This is a genomic window from Olleya sp. AS48 (genome assembly GCF_038900355.1).
GTDB lineage: Bacteria > Bacteroidota > Bacteroidia > Flavobacteriales > Flavobacteriaceae > Olleya.
In genome coordinates, this window is sequence record NZ_JBBMRD010000001.1 from 433,626 (window position 1) to 452,516 (window position 18,891).

The 18,891-nt window shown below is 31.8% G+C and carries 17 protein-coding genes; 11 read left to right on the plus strand and 6 right to left on the minus strand.

What is annotated here, in order from left to right; translation table 11 throughout:
• Positions 1-2: 2 nt before the first annotated feature.
• The 11 genes from WNY60_RS02060 to WNY60_RS02110 all read left to right on the plus strand — a co-directional run bounded on the left by WNY60_RS02060 (position 3) and on the right by WNY60_RS02110 (position 12,996).
• Positions 3-374 (plus strand): cupin domain-containing protein, encoded by a 372-nt coding sequence (locus tag WNY60_RS02060; RefSeq protein WP_145001713.1) that lies wholly within the window; start codon positions 3-5, stop codon positions 372-374.
• A gap of 373 nt (positions 375-747) precedes the next feature.
• Positions 748-3,846 carry a TonB-dependent receptor gene (locus WNY60_RS02065; RefSeq protein WP_145001712.1) on the plus strand — a complete coding sequence of 1,033 codons (3,099 nt, stop codon included), beginning with the start codon at positions 748-750 and terminating at the stop codon, positions 3,844-3,846.
• Positions 3,847-3,866: 20 nt separating this feature from the next.
• Positions 3,867-5,297 carry a RagB/SusD family nutrient uptake outer membrane protein gene (locus tag WNY60_RS02070; protein WP_145001711.1) on the plus strand — a complete coding sequence of 477 codons (1,431 nt, stop codon included), beginning with the start codon at positions 3,867-3,869 and terminating at the stop codon, positions 5,295-5,297.
• 13 nt (positions 5,298-5,310) lie between these two features.
• Positions 5,311-6,168, plus strand: a complete 858-nt coding sequence (locus WNY60_RS02075) for a PKD domain-containing protein (RefSeq protein ID WP_342861327.1) — start codon at positions 5,311-5,313, stop codon at positions 6,166-6,168.
• 36 nt (positions 6,169-6,204) lie between these two features.
• On the plus strand, positions 6,205-7,110 hold the full coding sequence (locus WNY60_RS02080) for a polysaccharide lyase family 7 protein (RefSeq protein WP_342861328.1): 906 nt from the start codon (positions 6,205-6,207) through the stop codon (positions 7,108-7,110).
• A gap of 142 nt (positions 7,111-7,252) precedes the next feature.
• A complete protein-coding gene (locus tag WNY60_RS02085; protein ID WP_342861329.1) occupies positions 7,253-7,954 on the plus strand; it encodes a FadR/GntR family transcriptional regulator in 702 nt (233 codons plus the stop codon).
• Positions 7,955-8,095: 141 nt separating this feature from the next.
• Positions 8,096-9,397: an MFS transporter gene (locus WNY60_RS02090; RefSeq protein WP_342861331.1), complete on the plus strand. Its 1,302-nt coding sequence runs from the start codon at positions 8,096-8,098 to the stop codon at positions 9,395-9,397.
• Positions 9,398-9,449: 52 nt separating this feature from the next.
• Positions 9,450-10,214, plus strand: coding sequence for an SDR family NAD(P)-dependent oxidoreductase (locus tag WNY60_RS02095; RefSeq protein WP_342861332.1), 765 nt, complete (start codon positions 9,450-9,452; stop codon positions 10,212-10,214).
• Between the two features lie 127 nt (positions 10,215-10,341).
• The gene (locus WNY60_RS02100; RefSeq protein ID WP_145001705.1) at positions 10,342-11,364 is read left to right on the plus strand and encodes a sugar kinase; all 1,023 of its coding nucleotides are present in this window, start codon (positions 10,342-10,344) and stop codon (positions 11,362-11,364) included.
• A gap of 11 nt (positions 11,365-11,375) precedes the next feature.
• Positions 11,376-12,044 carry a bifunctional 4-hydroxy-2-oxoglutarate aldolase/2-dehydro-3-deoxy-phosphogluconate aldolase gene (locus WNY60_RS02105; protein ID WP_145001704.1) on the plus strand — a complete coding sequence of 223 codons (669 nt, stop codon included), beginning with the start codon at positions 11,376-11,378 and terminating at the stop codon, positions 12,042-12,044.
• A gap of 79 nt (positions 12,045-12,123) precedes the next feature.
• Positions 12,124-12,996 carry a DMT family transporter gene (locus WNY60_RS02110; RefSeq protein ID WP_342861333.1) on the plus strand — a complete coding sequence of 291 codons (873 nt, stop codon included), beginning with the start codon at positions 12,124-12,126 and terminating at the stop codon, positions 12,994-12,996.
• Positions 12,997-13,931: 935 nt separating this feature from the next.
• Here WNY60_RS02110 and WNY60_RS02115 read toward each other — a convergent pair.
• Genes WNY60_RS02115 through WNY60_RS02140 form a run of 6 tightly spaced genes read right to left on the minus strand, consistent with a single transcriptional unit; the run spans position 13,932 to position 18,782 of the window.
• On the minus strand, positions 13,932-15,038 hold the full coding sequence (locus tag WNY60_RS02115) for an L-dopachrome tautomerase-related protein (protein WP_342861334.1): 1,107 nt from the start codon (positions 15,036-15,038) through the stop codon (positions 13,932-13,934).
• Between the two features lies 1 nt (position 15,039).
• On the minus strand, positions 15,040-15,510 hold the full coding sequence (locus WNY60_RS02120; RefSeq protein WP_342861335.1) for a cupin domain-containing protein: 471 nt from the start codon (positions 15,508-15,510) through the stop codon (positions 15,040-15,042).
• An 18-nt stretch (positions 15,511-15,528) separates the two neighbouring features.
• Entirely contained in the window at positions 15,529-16,542 is a 1,014-nt protein-coding gene (locus WNY60_RS02125; protein WP_342861336.1) for a zinc-binding alcohol dehydrogenase family protein, read from the minus strand.
• Positions 16,543-16,560: 18 nt separating this feature from the next.
• The gene (locus WNY60_RS02130; RefSeq protein ID WP_342861337.1) at positions 16,561-17,346 is read right to left on the minus strand and encodes a glycine betaine ABC transporter substrate-binding protein; all 786 of its coding nucleotides are present in this window, start codon (positions 17,344-17,346) and stop codon (positions 16,561-16,563) included.
• Between the two features lie 56 nt (positions 17,347-17,402).
• The gene (locus WNY60_RS02135; protein WP_088696690.1) at positions 17,403-17,693 is read right to left on the minus strand and encodes a putative quinol monooxygenase; all 291 of its coding nucleotides are present in this window, start codon (positions 17,691-17,693) and stop codon (positions 17,403-17,405) included.
• Between the two features lie 27 nt (positions 17,694-17,720).
• The gene (locus WNY60_RS02140) at positions 17,721-18,782 is read right to left on the minus strand and encodes an L-dopachrome tautomerase-related protein (protein ID WP_342861338.1); all 1,062 of its coding nucleotides are present in this window, start codon (positions 18,780-18,782) and stop codon (positions 17,721-17,723) included.
• Positions 18,783-18,891 lie beyond the last annotated feature (109 nt).

An 18,891-nucleotide genomic window follows, 5' to 3' on the forward strand; every position in this document is an offset into this window, starting at 1 on the left:
AAATGAAAAGATTTAGCGAAAAGTACATTGTCGCAAAAGACATGGAATGGGAAACACTAGGAGGTGGTGTCTCCAGAAAATTTTTAGGTTATGACAATCAAATTATGATGGTAAGTGTAAAGTTTGAAAAAGGAGCTTTAGGTGCGCCTCATCAACATTTTCATACACAGGCTACGTATTGTGTTTCTGGAAAATTTGAATTTGAAATTGATGGTGTTAAGCAAATTGTTGAAGCTGGTGATGGTGTTTATATTGAACCAAATCTATTACATAGTGCAATTTGTTTAGAAGAAGGACAGCTAATAGATACTTTTAGTCCTGTAAGAGAAGATTTTTTAACAGGAGTTGGACCGTCGTATTTTTCGGATAAATAAGCATTATTATTTCTTATTTATCTACATGTTAGAAGGTTTTTAGTTAAAAAATATAGTAATAGCGTAACGCACATTTATTTGCTATTTTAACACTAACATCCTCTATTTTAACATTTAAATTTTACGAAAACGTTGTAATTAACAAAATTTTATATATATTTGGTAAACCAGATTGGTAAACCAATTTGAATTATAGTAAATAAATAAAAAAAAGGACAAGTTTTAAAACTTATCCTTTTTATAAAAATACTTCTTTGACGGGAAGTTATTATGCAAAAACATAACATTACAAAAGTAACAAACATATTGATACTTGCCTAATATTTATGTTTTTAGTGAAACAAATTAATTAACTAAAACTTAAAAATTAATTATGAATTTAAAAGCTAAATCGGCACTATTTGCAATGCTCTTTATGTGTATTGCAGCTTTTGCGCAAGAAAAGTTAACAGTAAAAGGGGTAGTGGTTGACGCAGAGTACAATATGCCATTACCTAACGTTAATGTTATTATTGTAGGCACCAATACAGGAGCTAGTACAGATTTTGATGGTAATTATCAAATCGATGCTAAAGCTGGAGACGTTTTACAGTTTTCATATATTGGATATGCTGCTCAATCAGTAATTATTGATAAGCAAACACAAGTTAATATATCTTTAACTGTTGATGCTAATACTTTAGAAGAAGTCGTTGTAATTGGTTATGGTACTCAAAAGAAAAGCCATTTAACGGGTTCAATATCTAAGGTTGTAAATGATGATTTAGATCAAATCGCTGTACCTAGAGTTGATGATGCATTAATTGGTCAAGTGTCTGGTGTTAATATACAAGCAACATCTGCTGAGGCTGGAGCTGCACCAACCATTCGTATTAGAGGAACAGGATCTATTAATGCTAGTTCTGGTCCTGCTGTAGTAGTCGACGGAATTGTTGTTAGTTCTGATTTTCTTGGTAGTATTGATATGAACGATGTAGAGTCTTTTGAGGTTTTAAAAGATGCAGCATCTGCAGCAATATATGGTAGTGAAGGTTCAAACGGAGTTATAATTATTACCACAAAAAGTGGTAAGGATGGAAAAACTAAGTTTAGCTATGACACTTATACAGGATTTAAAGAAGCACACGATAGTGATAACTATAAAAAAAGCGTAAGTGATTGGGCTGCAAAAGAATTAGCTGAAACTGGTGAGCTATCAGAAAGAACACAGTACATGCAACTATTAGTTAGTACTTTAGGTGTAGACAGAGATTGGCAAGATGTGTTTTTTGATGGAGGTAAAATTACTAGCCATTCGCTTTCTGCTAGAGGTGGTAACAAAAACACAAAGTTTAGTACAGCATTAAGATATTCTCATGATGAAGGTGTTGTATTAACAGATGACTATAAAGTATATAGCTTTAAACTAAAAGTAGATACAAAGCTAAACGAAAAATTAAAATTTGGTGCAAGTCTTACTCCTTCTTATTCTAAAAGAAGAGCATTACCAACATCAATTCACAATCCAATAAGACAGTCACCTTGGTTACCAATTTATCATACTGAAGAGTCGCTTCAATTTGTAAATCAAGACGACCCTTCTGCAAATTACTATTTTCCAGATCTTCAAGTAGGAGATTACTTTTTAGAAGATCATTTAATGGAGCTTGATTTAGATGGAGATGGTAGTTCTACTAGACCACGTACATCTGGAGATGCTAATGCTTACGCGCAATATGCTGAAAGAGAGCATTATGAATTTAATAATAAGCTTTTAGGTTCTACATATTTAAGTTATGAAATTTTAGACGGACTGACAGCTAAAACATCACTTGGTGTTACGTTAGAGGGAAGAAAAAGAACGCGTTGGAATGGTACAAAACACCACCAAAATGGAGCAAGTAGAGCATCTTACGAGTTGCAAAACAGAGAATCTAGACGTATAATATCGGATAACACCTTATCATATTCTAAAGATTTTGGAAACCATGAGTTTGATTTTCTTGCAGGTTTTACAGTTCAAAATAGAAGAATTGAAAACAGTGCAGTAGAAGGTTCTGGTTATACTAATGACTTAATTAAAAATCTTAATGCAGCAACTACAATTGCTAGCTACGGAGAATATAATATCGAAAAAAATAAAATCGGTTATTTTGGAAGGGTAAACTATGCATATAACGACAAGTATTTGTTATCAGCGTCATTTAGACGTGATGCAAGTTCTGTATTTGGAGCAAGTACAAAATGGGGTAACTTCCCAGCATTATCTTTAGGTTGGAATGTATCTAACGAAGATTTTTTAAGCGAAAGCGATGTTGTAAACAACTTAAAATTAAGAGTAAGTTACGGTCTTACAGGTAACGAAAACTTTGATACAGGAAGTGATCTTACAGATTGGTACGCATACTTATCTTTATTAAACGACTCAAATGCTATTATAGATGGTAACGTTACTACAGGTTTTTCTCCTGCTAATATTGCAAACGCAGAGTTAAGATGGGAAGCTTCAAAAGAATTTAATCCAGGTATTGACTTTGGATTATTTAACAACAAAATTAGTGGTTCTTTAGATTATTATAAAAGAACAAGTAATGACTTATTGTTAAACAACCCAGTATCTTACACGACAGGTTTTTCTGAAGGTATTGTAAACTTAGGAGAAGTAGTAAATAGTGGTTTTGAATTAGAGTTTAGAACAAAAAATATTTCGACAGAAAACTTTAGATGGAACACAACTTTAATCGCTTCTACAAACAAAAATGAATTAACTGATTATGGTGATTCAAATGGTGCAACTCCAGAAGATACATTTGGTAGAAACTCACAATGGATAAACCTAGTAGGTAACCCAATATCATCTTTTTATGGTTATGTAGTAGATACAGAATTAGCAAATCAATACTGGGAGTCTCCATACTTCCCAATTAATGGACAATCACAAGATGTAATTGTAAAAGATTTAAATGGTGATGGTTTAATTACAGAAGAAGATAAAGCAATCTTAGGTAATCCTTACCCAGAATTAGTTTGGAGTTTAACTAATGAGTTTAGTTATGATCAATTTGATTTTTCATTCATGGTTCAAGGTAGTCATGGTGCAGAGGTTAAAAACATTGGAGACCAATATTTTGCAACACATTGGCAAGGTGCAACGACTAGTCCGCAAGAAGTAGTCGATGCAGGAATTATTCCAGATGCTTCATTTTTACAAGAAAGAGTATTAACAGATGACGTGGTACAAAGTGCATCTTACTTCTCTTTAAGAAACATCAACTTAGGATATACTTTACCAGATGACATAACAGAAAGAATTGGTTTATCTAAATTAAGAGTTTATGCTACTGCTCAAAACTTATTATACATTACATCTAGTGAGTATAATGGATTTAACCCAGAGTTTGTAGATGATGATACACCAACACAATATGGTGCACAAAGAGCAGGTACACCTATTTTTAAAACTATCTCTTTTGGTTTAAACGTAGACTTTTAATTAAAAAAAACATATAAATTATGAAACATATAAAATATATAGCGGTCTTAGTTTCAGGAATGATGTTATTTTCTTGTAACGATGATTTTCTAAACCCAACGCCAGACTCAGTAGTAGTAGTTGATCAGTTTTTTAATAACGATGACGATGTACTTGCTGGAATTATCGGAATTTACGATGCTATTCAAGGCGTAAATGAAGATACCGAAACTAACTCTTCAAATTATAATAGAGGTGTACAGTTTGAATATCTTTTAACAGAAATGAGAACTGATAATACTAGATCTGCTACAACAGAAGGATCAAAAGCAGATTTTCATAGATATTTAGTAGATGCAAATAATGTGGAAGTAGAGGATTACTATGCTAGTTCTTACGAGATCATTTTTAGAGCAAACACTGTTTTAAATTATATTGAAAAAGCAGATGCAGCAAATAGAGCATCTTACACAGCTGAAGCTAAATTTTTAAGAGCATACGCTTACTTTAACCTAGTACGTTTATTTGGTGATGTACCATTAATTACATCTGTAGTTGGTCCAGAAGAAACAGATGTACTTTTTACAAGAGTTAGTACTTCAACTATTTACACTGTTATAATTGAAGACTTACAAGAAGCAATATTAAATTTAAATAGTACTTATAAGTCAAGAGCATCTACTGCAGCTGCACAAGCATTATTAGCTAAAGTATATTTAACTAAACAATCACCAGATTATTTAGGCGCTCAACAATTATGCGAATCAATAATACAAAGCATGCAATTCTCATTAATGCCAAACTTTCATGATGTGTATTACTCAGAATTAAACGATGAAATACTATTTGCAATTGGTTATGTAGCAGGTAACACTGCAGAGAGTCAAGGATTCTCATCAGAGTTTACAACATCTGTTGGTAGACAAGATGGCTTAAATGTAATTAACGATAATTTAATTGCGGACTTTGGACTATATGGAGGAGATAGAACAGCAGAATCTTACATTACAGTTGGTTCTTTCTACGAAGTAGCTAAGTTTTTACCTAATGGTTTTGGATTGGCAGATAATTATGGTCCAAATCCACGTCAAGCAGGAAACGATTGGATTGTATCACGTTATGCAGATGTATTATTAATGCATGTAGAAGCTATTATGGCAGGTGGTACGCAAACAACAGTACAAGCAGCAAGAGATTCTTTTAACGAAGTTAGATTAAGAGCTAATATGCCAACTATAGATGCTCCAGATGCGATTACTAAACAAGATTTAATTAATGAAAGACGTGTAGAACTGGCTTTTGAAAACCATAGATTCTTTGATTTAGTAAGATTTGGAATTGCAAACTCAGTATTAAGTGCACATGCTACAGAGATGGACTACACTTTTAATACAAGAGATTTATTACTACCTATTCCAGCTAGAGAAATTAATATAAGTAATGGACTTTTAAGTCAAAACCCAGGATATTAAAACATAAAAAAATATGAAAAACAAAGTTAATATTATTCGTACGACTACGTTTTTACTTGTAAGCATGATTATGTCATTCACTTTTACAAGTTGCGAAGATCAATTTGAGTTTGAGTTACCAGACGCTAATTCAAAAGCAGACACTGTTTTACCAACTGCAAATTTTACATATGCAGCAGATATAGATGATTTTAAAAAGATTTATTTCTCTGATTTATCCTCAGAATCTACAATGTATTTGTGGAATTTTGGTGGAGGTGTAACAACAACGGATCAAGATCCTACTTATACATTTGAAGCAGGAGAAGGGACTTATCCAGTAACTTTAACAACAAGTGACGCTAATGGTGCATCAGATACAGTAACAATAGATGTTGTGGTGTTTGAACCAGAAGAGCCTTTAGCTATCATACCTGTTATTCTAGAACCAAGTTTTGAGGATAATACATTACCTGATGGTTCAGGAGATGGTCGTGATTCTTGGAAAAACTCTAACTTAGGTGGAGTAATTCAAATTAATACAAGTAGTACTGTTCCAGATGGTGGACAAGCAGCTAAATTTCCAGGAGCAGGAGACAGAATTGGTTACCAAGAAATTGAAGTATCTCCAAACACAGATTACGTAATTTCTTACTCATATAGACTAGAAGCTGCTGGTGGATCATGTACAGTTGCAATACTTGCAGGTGGAGGATTTACTACTCAAGCTGAAACAGATGCAGCAATCTTACAATCTTTTACTGGATCTGCAGAAGCTTACACGCCAGTAAACATTATGTTTAATTCTGGTGCTAATAACACAGTAAGTATTTACATCACCAATCAAGGTGAAGAAGCTAGAGTAGATAATTTTACAGCTGATTTACAATAATTAATAACAATCAATAAAAATTAAAGACTGAAACTTATGCGTATAAAACTTAAATTAATAGTCTTGTTTGTTTTTGTTTCAGTCTTCAATGCTAACTGTCAATCTAATAAGGTTGTTACAGAGTCTAAAGTTGAATCAAAAAAGAAGAAGAAAAAAAAGAAAAGAAATAGATATAAACTGCCAAACATAGATTTAACCCATTGGAAAGTAACAACTCCTGCTGGTGATGGTAAAAAGCCACAAGAAGTGTCTCCTCCAGAAATTATGGATTACGCTACAAATGAATCGTTAAAACCGTATATGTATAACGATTCTACAAAAGGAGCAATTGTTTTTTATGCATTTCCAAGTAGCGCAACCACTGCAAATACTAAATACTCTAGGTCAGAACTAAGAGAGCAAATGGTATCTGGAGAGAATAATGTTAATTGGACATTTAAGCAAGGTGGTTATATGAAAGGAAAATTAGCAATAGATGATATTTCTAAAGATAGTGAGGGTAAATATCATCGCACTATCATTATGCAAATTCATGGTAGATTAACTAATGAACAAAGAGATTTAATAGGAGAGAAAGATAATAATGCACCACCAATTCTTAAAATTTATTGGGACAAAGGAAAAATTAGAGTAAAAACAAAAGTCCTTAAAAACTTAGATGCAACAGAAGAAGAAATGTTACATGAAGATGCTTGGGATGATGACGAAGGATTTAATTTTGAGCAAGAAGTAGGATTCAAAAAATTTACTTTAGAAGTGGAAGTTTCTGACGGAAAAATGGTGATTATTTTAAATGAAAACGAATACAAAGTTTATGAAGATATCCACATGAAAAAATGGGGTATTTTTGAAAACTATTTTAAAGCAGGAAACTATTTGCAAACCAGAGATGAAGGGGCTTTTGCAAAAGTTAGATATTATGATTTAGAAGTCAAACACTAAAAATATTTGATTAGTCTTGTTGTTAAGTTAGGCTTTATAGGTCATTAAAAAGACCTTAAAGTTTAGCTTAATAATTAAATAAAAGTCTACTCAGAATTCTTAAATTTGACATGAAAAGTTAAATAAATAAAATGTTATTTATATGAAATTGGAAATCCTTACAAAAAACGAAAATTTTAATATTCAGAAGACAATAATTGCTAACATCAGAGATTTAATTAATAAAAAAAATCTTGAACCTGGAGATAAATTGCCAGCTGAACGTATGTTATCAGAAATGTTTGAAGTTTCTAGAAGTAGTGTAAGGGAAGCCATTCAAAAATTAGAGTTTTATGGTCTGTTAAAATCAATTCCACAAAGCGGAACATTTGTAGCAAATATTGGAGTCATAGCGCTTAATGGTATGATAGAAGATATTTTAAGATTAGAGGATCCAGATTTTAAATCGTTAGTAGAAACCCGAATTTTGTTAGAATTAAAAACGGTTAGACTAGCAGCTTTAAGACGTACAGATGAGGATTTAGAAAAAATGAAATCTGCCTTGGATGCTTATAAAAATAAAGTAATTAATAAAGAAGATGCAGTTCAAGAAGATTTGTTATTTCACTTAGCTATTGCAAGAGCAAGTAGAAACAGTACAATGAATACTTTTATGTTAATTATTACACCAGAAATAATTACAAATTTTGAAAAGTATCATGTTTGTGATAAAAATTTGTCTGAAACAGCAATTAAAGAACACGAATTAATTTTTGAAGCCATTAAAAATCAAGACCCAATTGAAGCTAAACAGGCAATGAAAAATCATTTTAACGAACTGTATAAATACTGTTATAACTTATAAAATAAACAGATGATAATTTAAGATCGTTAAATCTCAAATTATTTTCAATCAAAAACAATATAAATTAAGTTAATCAACTGATAATGAGTAGTTACTTGTTATTTGGTTTAGACTTTTATTTTTTTAAATTAAAAAAAAAACATGAAATTAAAAGGACTTAGATGGTGGGTAGTTGGACTTGTAGCTTTGGCTGCAGTTGTTAACTACATAGACAGACAAGCTTTTGGAGCACTTTGGCCTGAAATTGCTAAAGATCTATTCCCAGACATGGATCAAGATGGACATAAGTTAATATTTGGAACGATATCAACGGTTTTTATATTATCATATGCTGGTGGTCAAGCATTGTTTGGTAAAATCTTTGATTGGATTGGTACTAGAATGGGATTTGCGCTTTCAATAGGTGTATGGTCTATAGCAACTATGTTTCATGCATTTGCACAAGGTATGCTAAGTTTTTCAATTTTTAGATCAATATTAGGTTTAGCTGAAGCTGGTAATTGGCCAGGAGCAGCGAAAGCAAATGCAGAGTGGTTTCCTACTAAAGAGCGTGCTTTAGCACAAGGCGTATTTAATTCTGGAGCTGCAATTGGAGGTATAGTAGCCTATCCTGTTATAGGATTATTATCTGCTTATTTAGAGTGGAAAGCTATATTTATAGTTGTAGGTGCTCTTGGGCTATTATGGTTAATACCTTGGCTATACATTGTAAAGTCAGGACCAAAAACACACCCATGGTTATCAGAGGATGAAAGAAAATACATTCTATCTGGACAAAAAAATCAAGACTTAGATCAAGATGGAAATTACGATGATGGTTATGTACCAACAACTGCACAACTTCTTAAACATAAAGAAAGTTGGGGAGTAATTATTGCATCAGCAGCATTAGATCCTATATGGTGGTTATTTATAGTATGGATACCAATATATTTATCTGAAGTCTTTGGTTTAAACGTTAAAGAAATCGCATTTTCTGCTTGGTTACCTTACGTTGGTGCTATGATTGGTGCTTGGGCTGGTGGACTTATAGCGCAAAATAGATTAACAGCAGGTTGGTCAGTGGATAAAACTAGAAAGATGGTAATTACATTAGGATGTTTAATTATGATTCCTTGTTTCTTTTTACTTAAAGCACCAGGATCTGCTACAACTGCAGTAATTATTATGGCAGTATTACTTTTTGGATTTCAAATAGCAATCGGAAATATCCAAACGTTACCTAGTGATATGTTTGGTGGAAAAATAGTAGGAACATTATCAGGTTTTGCTGGTATGGCAGCAAAACTAGGTGCTGCAGGATTAACTCTTTTAGTAACGTTTATAACAACAGGAGGTAATTATACTCCCGCTTTTTTAATAGGAGGCGCTTTAGCAATAATTGCATTATTGGCTATCTGGATATTATGTCCTAAAATAGAACCTTTAAAACCAAGTAATTAATTAAGCACATAGATTTTTAAATAAAGAATAACAACAATAAAAACAATTAGAAATGAGTAATACAAACGGAAAAGTAGCTATAGTAACAGGAGCCACAGGTGGAATTGGTTTTGAGGTAGCAAAACGATTAGGAAAAGATGGCTATACTGTAATCTTAAACGGTATTGATGATGCAGCTGGAGCTGAAAAACTAAAAGAATTAGTAGGTTTAGGTATCACTGCAGAATATTATGGTTTTGATGTTACAAGTGAAGCACAAGTAACAGAAAACATCGTTAAAATTGGAGAAAAATATGGTCGTATTGATGTACTTGTTAATAATGCAGGTGGATTAGGTGGTCGTTCTAGATTTGAAGAAATGACAACTGAGTTTTACAGAAACGTAATGGCATTAAACTTAGACTCTGTATTTTTTGCTTCTAGAGCTGCAATTCCTTTTCTTAAAAAAGGAGAACACCCTTCAATAATAAACTATACATCAAATGCAGGATGGACTGCAGGTGGACCAGGAGCAGGAATTTATGGTACGTCTAAAGCAGGTGTGCATGCCATTACAAGAGCATTGGCTAAAGATTTAGCAGAATACGGAATACGTGTTAATGCTGTATCTCCAGGTACAATTGATACACCTTTTCATGCACAAATTAAAGCGACTAAGCCAGAAGTATTTGCATCTTGGGCAAATAATATTATGTTAGGTAGATTAGGTCAGCCAGAAGATGTAGCAGGTGTAATTTCATTCTTAGCAAGTAATGATGCTTCATTTATCACAGCAGAAACTATCCAAATTGGTGGTGGTCAAGCATTAGGTATTTAATAACCTAAATTTATAAAGTCAGATTGTTTTGTTTTGTCAATTGATTATCTTCACGGTAATACAATAGATTTAAGCAAAACAATCTGGCTTTTAATACAATTAATAGAATAGTAATCAAATTTATAAAATGAGTAAAATTGTCACATTCGGAGAAATAATGCTTAGACTTTCAACAGAACGTCATTTGCGATTTTCTCAAGCAAAAACATTTGCTGCCTCTTATGGTGGTGGAGAATTTAATGTAGCAGTATCATTAGCAAATTATGGTATTCCTGTTGAATTTGTAACCCGATTACCTGATAACGAAATTGGCGCTTGTGCACTTAAAGAGATGCGCAAATTTAATGTCGAATCTAAAAACATAATTTATGGAGGTGATCGTCTAGGTATTTATTATTTAGAAACTGGAGCAGGTACACGTGGTAGTAATGTGGTTTATGATAGAGCTCACAGTTCTATGTCAACTATTCAAACTGGATCCATAGATTGGGAAGCGGTCTTAAAAGATGCAACTTGGTTTCATTGGAGCGGTATTACACCTGCAATATCTCAATCTGCTGCAGATGAGTGCTTAATCGCCTTAAAAGTTGCTAATAAATTAGGGATTACAATTTCTTCAGATTTAAATTATAGATCCAAATTATGGCAATATGGTAAGACTCCAGATCAAATCATGCCAGAACTTTTAAAATATAGTAATGTAATTTTAGGCGATATTGATACTGCATTTTTTATGTTAGGTAAAGATAAAGTAGACCCTAATTATCAAAATGAAAAATCGTTGCCAGCTTTATACGACCAATTATTTAAATTATGCCCTAATTTAAAAACTGCAGCGACTACATTAAGATATTCAGTTAGTGCATCGCACCAACGTATTGGAGGCGTATTATATGACGGAAAAACAATTTATAATGCAGATGTTAAAGAGGTAACTCCAGTTGTAGATAGGGTAGGAAGTGGAGATGCATTTATGGGTGGATTAATTTATGGTTTAGTAAATGACGATACAGATAAACAAAAAGCATTAAATATAGCAGTAGCAGCTTGCTGTTTAAAACATACTATATCTGGTGACCTTAATTTAGTAACACTTAACGACATAGAAAAATTATTAAGTGGTGATTCATCAGGAAAAGTTTCAAGATAAAAAACAATAACATGGCACAATATTCAAGAATAGAAGTTGCATCAGTAATGCAAAAGACAGGCTTAGTTCCTTTATTTTATAATGAAGACATAGAAGTCAGTAAAAAAATATTAAAAGCATGTTACGATGGTGGTGCAAGACTTTTAGAGTTTACAAGTAGAGGAGACTTTGCTTTTGAAACCTTTGCAGCACTAAACAAATATGCAATTGCTAATTTACCTGGAATGATTTTAGGTGTTGGCTCAATTACAGATGCTGCAGCTGCATCATTATATATGCAATTAGGAGCAAATTTTATTGTCACACCAGTATTAAGAGAGGATATTGCTTTAGTATGTAATCGCAGAAAAGTATTATGGTCTGCAGGTTGTGCAACATTAACAGAAATAGCTAGAGCAGAAGAGTTAGGTTGTGAAATAGTAAAATTATTTCCTGGTAATGCTTACAATCCAAGTTATGTAAAAGCAATAAAAGGACCATGTAGTTGGACTAGTATTATGCCAACTGGAGGAGTAGAACCTACACAACAAAGTTTGGAATCTTGGTTTAATGCAGGCGTAACGTGTGTTGGTATAGGCTCAAAACTAATAGCAAAAGATAAAGATGGTAACTATGATTTAGACACCATTACTAACCTTACAAAAACAGCAATTAATATTATTAAAACGCTTAAAAAGTAAAGTTTTACTACCTATAAATTTAGCATTTACAAGTATATTTGCACTAAAAAGCAGCTTCTAAACAAGCTGCTTTTAATATATGACTAAATATGAAAGTCTAAATAATAAAAGTATGCAAAAAAAAGCAATATTTTATATGACTATCAGTGCATTAGGATTTGCACTATTAAATGTTTTAGTCAAACAATCTAGCCATTTTAATGTTAATCAAGTGGTGTTTTTTAGATCCATTGGAACCTTATTTTTTACTGTTCCGTTTTTACTAAAAAACAAGATAAATTTTTTAGGAAATAAAAAAGGTTTATTGATTGCTAGAGGAGTAGTTGGCTGTATTGCTATGACCTTGTTTTTTATGTCTCTTAATCATCTATCTATGGGATCTGCAGTATCCATTAGGTATATTTCTCCCATATTTGCAGCTTTTTTTGCAATATTTTTACTAAAAGAACATATCAAATACTTTCAATGGATATGTTTTTTTATAGCATTTTTGGGAGTCGTTATTTTAAAAGGCTTTGATAATAACATTGATACTTTAGGTTTGTTATATGCTTTATTATCTGCTGTTTTTACTGGTTTAGTTTATATAATAATCCGTAAAATTGGAAGCCATGATCATCCGATAGTTGTAGTAAATTATTTTATGATTATTTCTGCAATCATTGGAGGTGTGCTAAGTATAAACCATTGGAAAAATCCACAAGGTATGGAATGGGTTTTATTGCTAAGCTTAGGAATCTTTGGTTATTTTGGACAACTATACATGACTAAAGCTTTACTAAATGCCGAAATTAATCAAGTTGCACCGTTAAAATATATTGAAGTTGTATTTACAATGATAATTGGAGCCATTTGGTTACAAGAAATCTATACGCTAATTAGCTTACTTGGTATAATTTTAATTATTCTGGGTTTAACTTTAAATATTGTTTTAAAAACGAAACTTAAATAAAGTATTCTATTGACATTTTATAGTCTATAAATTAAGTCGATGAATATTTTTTTAATTTGAAGCAATTGATTTATAGTATATAGTTTTAAAATTCCTAATAAAACTATTAATCATGTATTTCTAACAATAGAAGAGGTTTTGAAATATTCTATTTTACATAATATAAATTATAATACAAATGCATTTGTATAGCTGTTTACATCAATGGTCCATTTGATAGCTATAATTCTATACTATGTAAAATACCCCAAGAAACATTCATCTATTAAAGACTATTGAGAACTTGGGGCAATTAAACTATTAAGCGGTTTGCTTCGCAGAATTGTTTGCATTTACTCACGTATTATTATTTTAAATTTTTGAGTTCGTGAATACTAAAGTATTTGTAACTATAATTTGACGTTATGTAAAATATCCGCTGGTAACGCCATATTGTTTTTATAAATACAAATTGCTTATTGCATTGCAATTTATTTATAACTCAATTTCCAGCCGCTTGTCAGCGCATTATAAAAGCTAACCTTTTGCCATGTTTTTAAAAATCGTGTATTCGACAAAATATACGTCAAAAAAAATTTTAAGCGATTCTCGTCAACTTGCCACAAGAGTATAAATTTTAAGAAAAATAAAATTCCATGCACTTGTTATATTTAATCTACTAATTGAAGTTTTCTTTTAAAGCTTCATTGTCTTTTGTCTTGAAACAAAAGAAACAAAAATTCAAGGCTGCATAAACTTTTGGAAACAATTTACGGCTTATTCGCTATATTTTAGGAAACATTGTAACTAGTTAACAGCGCTTAGAAATACCTTGTATAATTGAAACTGTTAAGAAACCGTATTACTAAACCCCTAAAATATGCACGCTCACTTTACCTTATTATTTTGCCAAAATTTTATGAGGCCGAGTTAAAATCGAATTCTATTTTACATAATTATCTAAAAGAAACTCCTTTTACCAATGGCTTAAATCTGAAAATGTAAAACGGTTTTGTTGACTGATCTGTACCATTATTAAAAACTGCACCTTTGTTTACTTGTGCTGCAGAAACATACATATAGCCATCTACATGGTTGTAACTTACACCATCTGGCCATACCATGTTTTTATCTTTAGTCATGGTTTTTACACTTCTATCTTTTGCCAAAACTACAGCTACACTTTTAGTCTCTAAAGCAGTGAGATAAAGGTTTCCTACAGTATCAATACTCATTCCGCCATTGTTTGGTTTTTCAGAATAGGTATCGATTTTACTGTCTAATTCTACTTCAGTTAAGTTTTCATTTACTAAATCTAAGGTCTTAATTCTGTAGATTTTTGTACCATTTAATGGTCCGTAGTAGACATATTCAAAATTAGCATCTGCAGTAATACCATCATTACCAACTAATAAATCTTTATCATTTACAGCTAAATGTTTTCCGTTAATTATTGTTGGTGTGTTTTCAGGTAAGGTTGTGCGTGTACCTTCCAGTAAACGACGTGTTTTACCTGTTTTCATATCCACAATAATGAAAGCCCCTTTACTGCCATCTCCTCCATTTCCAATGCCTTCATCAGCAATAATAAAAAATCCATGTTTAGTATCAACAACCATATCATTAGGTTGTGATTCTTTTGGAACTGAAGATTTTGGTAAGTAATATATACGCTCTAATTGGTTAGTTTTAGTGTTCCAACCTACAATTTTTGGTGTTACATTATTACGTTGTGCCATATCTAACATCCATACAATGCCATTTTTATCATTTCTTATTCCGAGGACATTACTTAAAAAATTATCGTCTGTGTCTCTTGGTGTATTCCATGCTTTATTAGGAAACGGTTTGCTTTCCTTGGTTTTAGCATCCATAATCATGACTCTGTTTTCTGGTGCAAAAAAAGGATGATGGCTATATACTAAATCTCCGGAGTTTGTAAATGTAATATTACCAACTGCCTGATCTGTAGTTGCAAAAACTTCAGAATCTGTTATTGCTGTTTGTCCATGTGTTACCATAACTGTTATTATTAGACTTAAAGTGATTATATTTTTTTTCATTTTACTTGCTTTTTTTTAAATAATCTGGTAATTCTTTAGTTAACCAATCTTGACGAACAGGAACATGTACGTCTAAATCAACCGTTTTTTCTAAAGCCCAAAATTCATGTGGTACATTCTCAGGGAACACGATAACTTCTCCTGCTCCAACTTCAACAATAGTTTCTTTTCCATCAATTATGGTTTTAATTTTTACTTTACCAGACATGATGTAAGTAATCTGTTCGTTTGGATGTTTGTGCCAAGGAATATGTGCTCCTTTTTCTAAATTAAAAATGGTCATTTGACCTTTTTCTCCATGAAACCATTTACGCTTGATACCTTCGCCAATAGTTTCAGATGGCATGTCATCAAAATTGAAATGTTGGACTTTAGAGGTTGCTACAGAATCAATGGTTGTTACCTGTCCATTTGTATTTATTATAAATAATAAAGAAATGATTACTGTTACTAATACTTTTTTTATACTCATTTTATATACTTATTTTGATTAAAATAAAATAACTGTTTTTCCAATAGATTTACTTGATTCTTGTACTTCATGTGCCTTCTTTAAATTCGCTACTGTAAACCCTTCAAGTGTGGTTGTTAAAGTTGATTTTAAAGTTCCATTGTCTAATAAGTCTGCAACATGATTTAAAATTTCGTGTTGTCTATCCATATCTTCTGTGTTAAACATAGAGCGTGTGTACATTAATTCCCAAGAAAAAGTAACACTCTTAGATTTCATAATGTTTAAATTTAACGGTTTACTACTTTCTGTAATTGAAACAATATGTCCTTGTGGTTTTATAATTTCTGCAGCTGTTTCCCAATAGCCTTCTAAGTCCACAAAATCCAAAATATAGTTCACTTGAGAATGCCCAATTTTTTCTAATTCTTCTTTTAAGTTGTGATGATTTACCACAAAATCAGCGCCTAAATCTTTACACCAAGCAATTGAATCTGGTCTTGAAGCTGTAGCAATTACGGTTAAATTTCCTAGCTTTTTAGCCAATTGAATAGCAATAGAACCAACTCCTCCAGCACCTGCTAAAACTAAAACGGTTTTGCCTTGGTCTTTTTCTGGATTAATTTTAATTCTATCAAATATTGCTTCATAAGCAGTTAAACTTGTTAAAGGCATTGCTGCAGCTTCGGCAATTGTTAGTTTTTTTGGTTTACGACCTACTATACGCTCGTCGACTAATTGAAATTCAGCATTACTTCCGCTTCGTGTAATGTCACCTGCATAAAAAACTTCATCACCTACTTTAAATTTTGATGTTTTTTCACCTACAGCTTCCACTATTCCTACAGCATCCCAGCCAATAACTTTTGGTGTTTCTAAAACTGCATCTTTTGCAGCAGATGCTCTAATTTTAAAATCTACTGGATTTACAGAGTTTGCTTGAACTTTAACTAAAATGTCAAATCCTGTTGGACTTGGTTTTTTTGTTTCAAATAAAATGAAACTATTTTCTTCTTGTATTGGTAATGATTGTTTAAATCCTATTGCTTTCATTATATGTTTTTTTTTAAATTATCTATTTTGTTCTAACCAAGTTTTGGTTACTTTATCTATGTCCATACCATCAACGCTTACTTTATAATCCAATTCAGCGATAACATCATTGCCAAAATAAAGGCTGTCTAAAACTTTTAATTGCTCTGAAGAGAATAAATCTTTTTTATCATCTCTAATTAATAAAACAGCTTCGTCCACAACTCCTAATAAACCTTTTGGGTCTTTGAGCTCTCTTATTTTATATTTATAATGTAAAAATTGAGGTTTCCATAAAGGCACTACAATCCACTCTTTATTAGTAACTGCTTTTTCAAAAGTACTAAAACAGTCTTCCTCTGTTCCTGTATGAAAAGAGTATCCAGCTTCACCTAAATTGTAATCGGTAATCATTTGAGCAGAAAAACGACTTATACCAGCTCCAGGATTAATACCTTGAATTCTACGATTCATTTTCGCTAATACTTCTGGTTTTAATAAATCTGAAACTTCACTTACATCTTCTTCAGAAACATATTCTGGAACACCCCATAAAGCATAAGGTTTATAATGAAGTCCTAAATTTGTAAGTGGAACCGTTTTTTGAACTTCTGCCCTATATCCACCATGACTAGAAGGTAACCAAGCAGATGTTAAAAGGTCTGTTTTTCCTTCTTTTAGGTTTTGGAAGTTTTTTTCATGGTGCTCATAAATACGATTTACTTCAAAACCCATATCCAGGAGAATATTTGTTACTAATGAAGCCGCTATTCTGTGAAAAGATAAATTCGTTACGCCAATGGTTATTTTTTTATTAGATATCATGATATTTAGTATTGAAAGTAAAAACGTATCCGATTATGAATACGCTCGTACAACTATTAACCAATAACGGTCATTTCATTTAAGATAAATTCTTCAACAGCACCATCAGTAACTTTTAAGTATTCAGCTAAATGTTCATTATTCATATGCTCTTGCCATAGCTCTCTACTTTCCCAATTTTCATGAAATAAAAATAGGTTTGGATTTTCATTATCTTGATGTAGGTCATAATTTATATTTCCTTTTTCGGCTCTTGTAATTGGAATTAATTTTAATAATTCTGCTTTTACAAATTCTCTTTTTTCTTCTTTAGCTACTATTCTGGCTACAACTGTTAACTTGCTCATGATTATTATTATTAAAATGTTTTTATGTTATTTTAAAAGTTTTGTTTTTACAACTAAATAAGGTCCAGTACTTACGTCTTCACCATTGTTTAAAGCAGCAGTTCTGTTTAATTGATCTACTGTACCATAAATAAACCCGTCGTTAGCAACGTATAAACCATCTGGCCATGATTGTCCTTCTGGAATTTTAGCTAGCGTTGTATAGGCTTCTTTTGTGGATAATCCTATTTCACCATCTACAACATTAGTTACATAAACGTTTCCGTTTTTATCAACAGCCATTCCATCAGAAAAAGATTTAACACCAAATCTTTCTATGGTATTCACTAATTCTTCATCAGAATTGAAACTACTTGCAGGTACTCTGTACATTGTTTTTCCATGTAATGCTCCAAAATATACCCAATTAAACTTGGGATCGATAGCAATTGGATTCAATGCAAAACCACCTTCCATTTCTGGCATCATTGATGGATGGTTTTGTGCCATTCTTTTAGCTTCGCCATTTTCAGTGTTTATAACAATAAAAGCAGGTTCTGGTGCGCTTTTTAAATCGCCTTGAGTCATATCAGCAATGATAACTCGATTGTGTTTTTCATCAATAATAAAATCTTGTAAAAAACTAGCTGGCTTTATCACAGCTTCTGGAATGGCAATAGTTTTTACTAATTTTTCGTTTTTAGTATCCCAAACCACAAATTGTTTTGCTCCCATATCTAATAACCAAAGATTGTCTTTACTGTCTGCTCTAATACCAATTACAGCTTTTAAGATTGAATTGACTCCAGTTGCATATTCATCATTAGGATATGAAACATTTTTACCATCTTTGTTTAATTCAAATACTTTAGTTGTTGGTGCAACCAAAGGGTTCATAGTAACGAATAGTCTTCCATTGCTTGTTACTGCTAAATTTCCTGGTCTAATATCTTGACTGGAAAATACGGTTTCAGCAGTTTTTATTTCATGTGTAACTTTTTCGATTTGAGTTGTTGTTCCTTCAGATTGAACATTCTTTTTTTCATTTGGTGATTTGCACATCACTAGTACTAATGAAGATAAGGCAGTTATTAATACTAATTTTTTCATTTTTATAATTTTTAAAGTTGATTAATAATTTCATTTTTAATTACACTGCAAAGTTACAGGCAATATCAAATCCTATCTTTGTACAACGAATGGTTGTTTATGTATTTAT

Coding starts and splice junctions, on each gene's coding strand:
- WNY60_RS02060 (WP_145001713.1), top strand. CDS start 3: ATGAAAAGATTTAGCGAAAAGTACATTGTCGCAAAAGACATGGAATGG.
- WNY60_RS02065 (WP_145001712.1), top strand. CDS start 748: ATGAATTTAAAAGCTAAATCGGCACTATTTGCAATGCTCTTTATGTGT.
- WNY60_RS02070 (WP_145001711.1), top strand. CDS start 3,867: ATGAAACATATAAAATATATAGCGGTCTTAGTTTCAGGAATGATGTTA.
- WNY60_RS02075 (WP_342861327.1), top strand. CDS start 5,311: ATGAAAAACAAAGTTAATATTATTCGTACGACTACGTTTTTACTTGTA.
- WNY60_RS02080 (WP_342861328.1), top strand. CDS start 6,205: ATGCGTATAAAACTTAAATTAATAGTCTTGTTTGTTTTTGTTTCAGTC.
- WNY60_RS02085 (WP_342861329.1), top strand. CDS start 7,253: ATGAAATTGGAAATCCTTACAAAAAACGAAAATTTTAATATTCAGAAG.
- WNY60_RS02090 (WP_342861331.1), top strand. CDS start 8,096: ATGAAATTAAAAGGACTTAGATGGTGGGTAGTTGGACTTGTAGCTTTG.
- WNY60_RS02095 (WP_342861332.1), top strand. CDS start 9,450: ATGAGTAATACAAACGGAAAAGTAGCTATAGTAACAGGAGCCACAGGT.
- WNY60_RS02100 (WP_145001705.1), top strand. CDS start 10,342: ATGAGTAAAATTGTCACATTCGGAGAAATAATGCTTAGACTTTCAACA.
- WNY60_RS02105 (WP_145001704.1), top strand. CDS start 11,376: ATGGCACAATATTCAAGAATAGAAGTTGCATCAGTAATGCAAAAGACA.
- WNY60_RS02110 (WP_342861333.1), top strand. CDS start 12,124: ATGACTAAATATGAAAGTCTAAATAATAAAAGTATGCAAAAAAAAGCA.
- WNY60_RS02115 (WP_342861334.1), bottom strand. CDS start 15,038: ATGAAAAAAAATATAATCACTTTAAGTCTAATAATAACAGTTATGGTA.
- WNY60_RS02120 (WP_342861335.1), bottom strand. CDS start 15,510: ATGAGTATAAAAAAAGTATTAGTAACAGTAATCATTTCTTTATTATTT.
- WNY60_RS02125 (WP_342861336.1), bottom strand. CDS start 16,542: ATGAAAGCAATAGGATTTAAACAATCATTACCAATACAAGAAGAAAAT.
- WNY60_RS02130 (WP_342861337.1), bottom strand. CDS start 17,346: ATGATATCTAATAAAAAAATAACCATTGGCGTAACGAATTTATCTTTT.
- WNY60_RS02135 (WP_088696690.1), bottom strand. CDS start 17,693: ATGAGCAAGTTAACAGTTGTAGCCAGAATAGTAGCTAAAGAAGAAAAA.
- WNY60_RS02140 (WP_342861338.1), bottom strand. CDS start 18,782: ATGAAAAAATTAGTATTAATAACTGCCTTATCTTCATTAGTACTAGTG.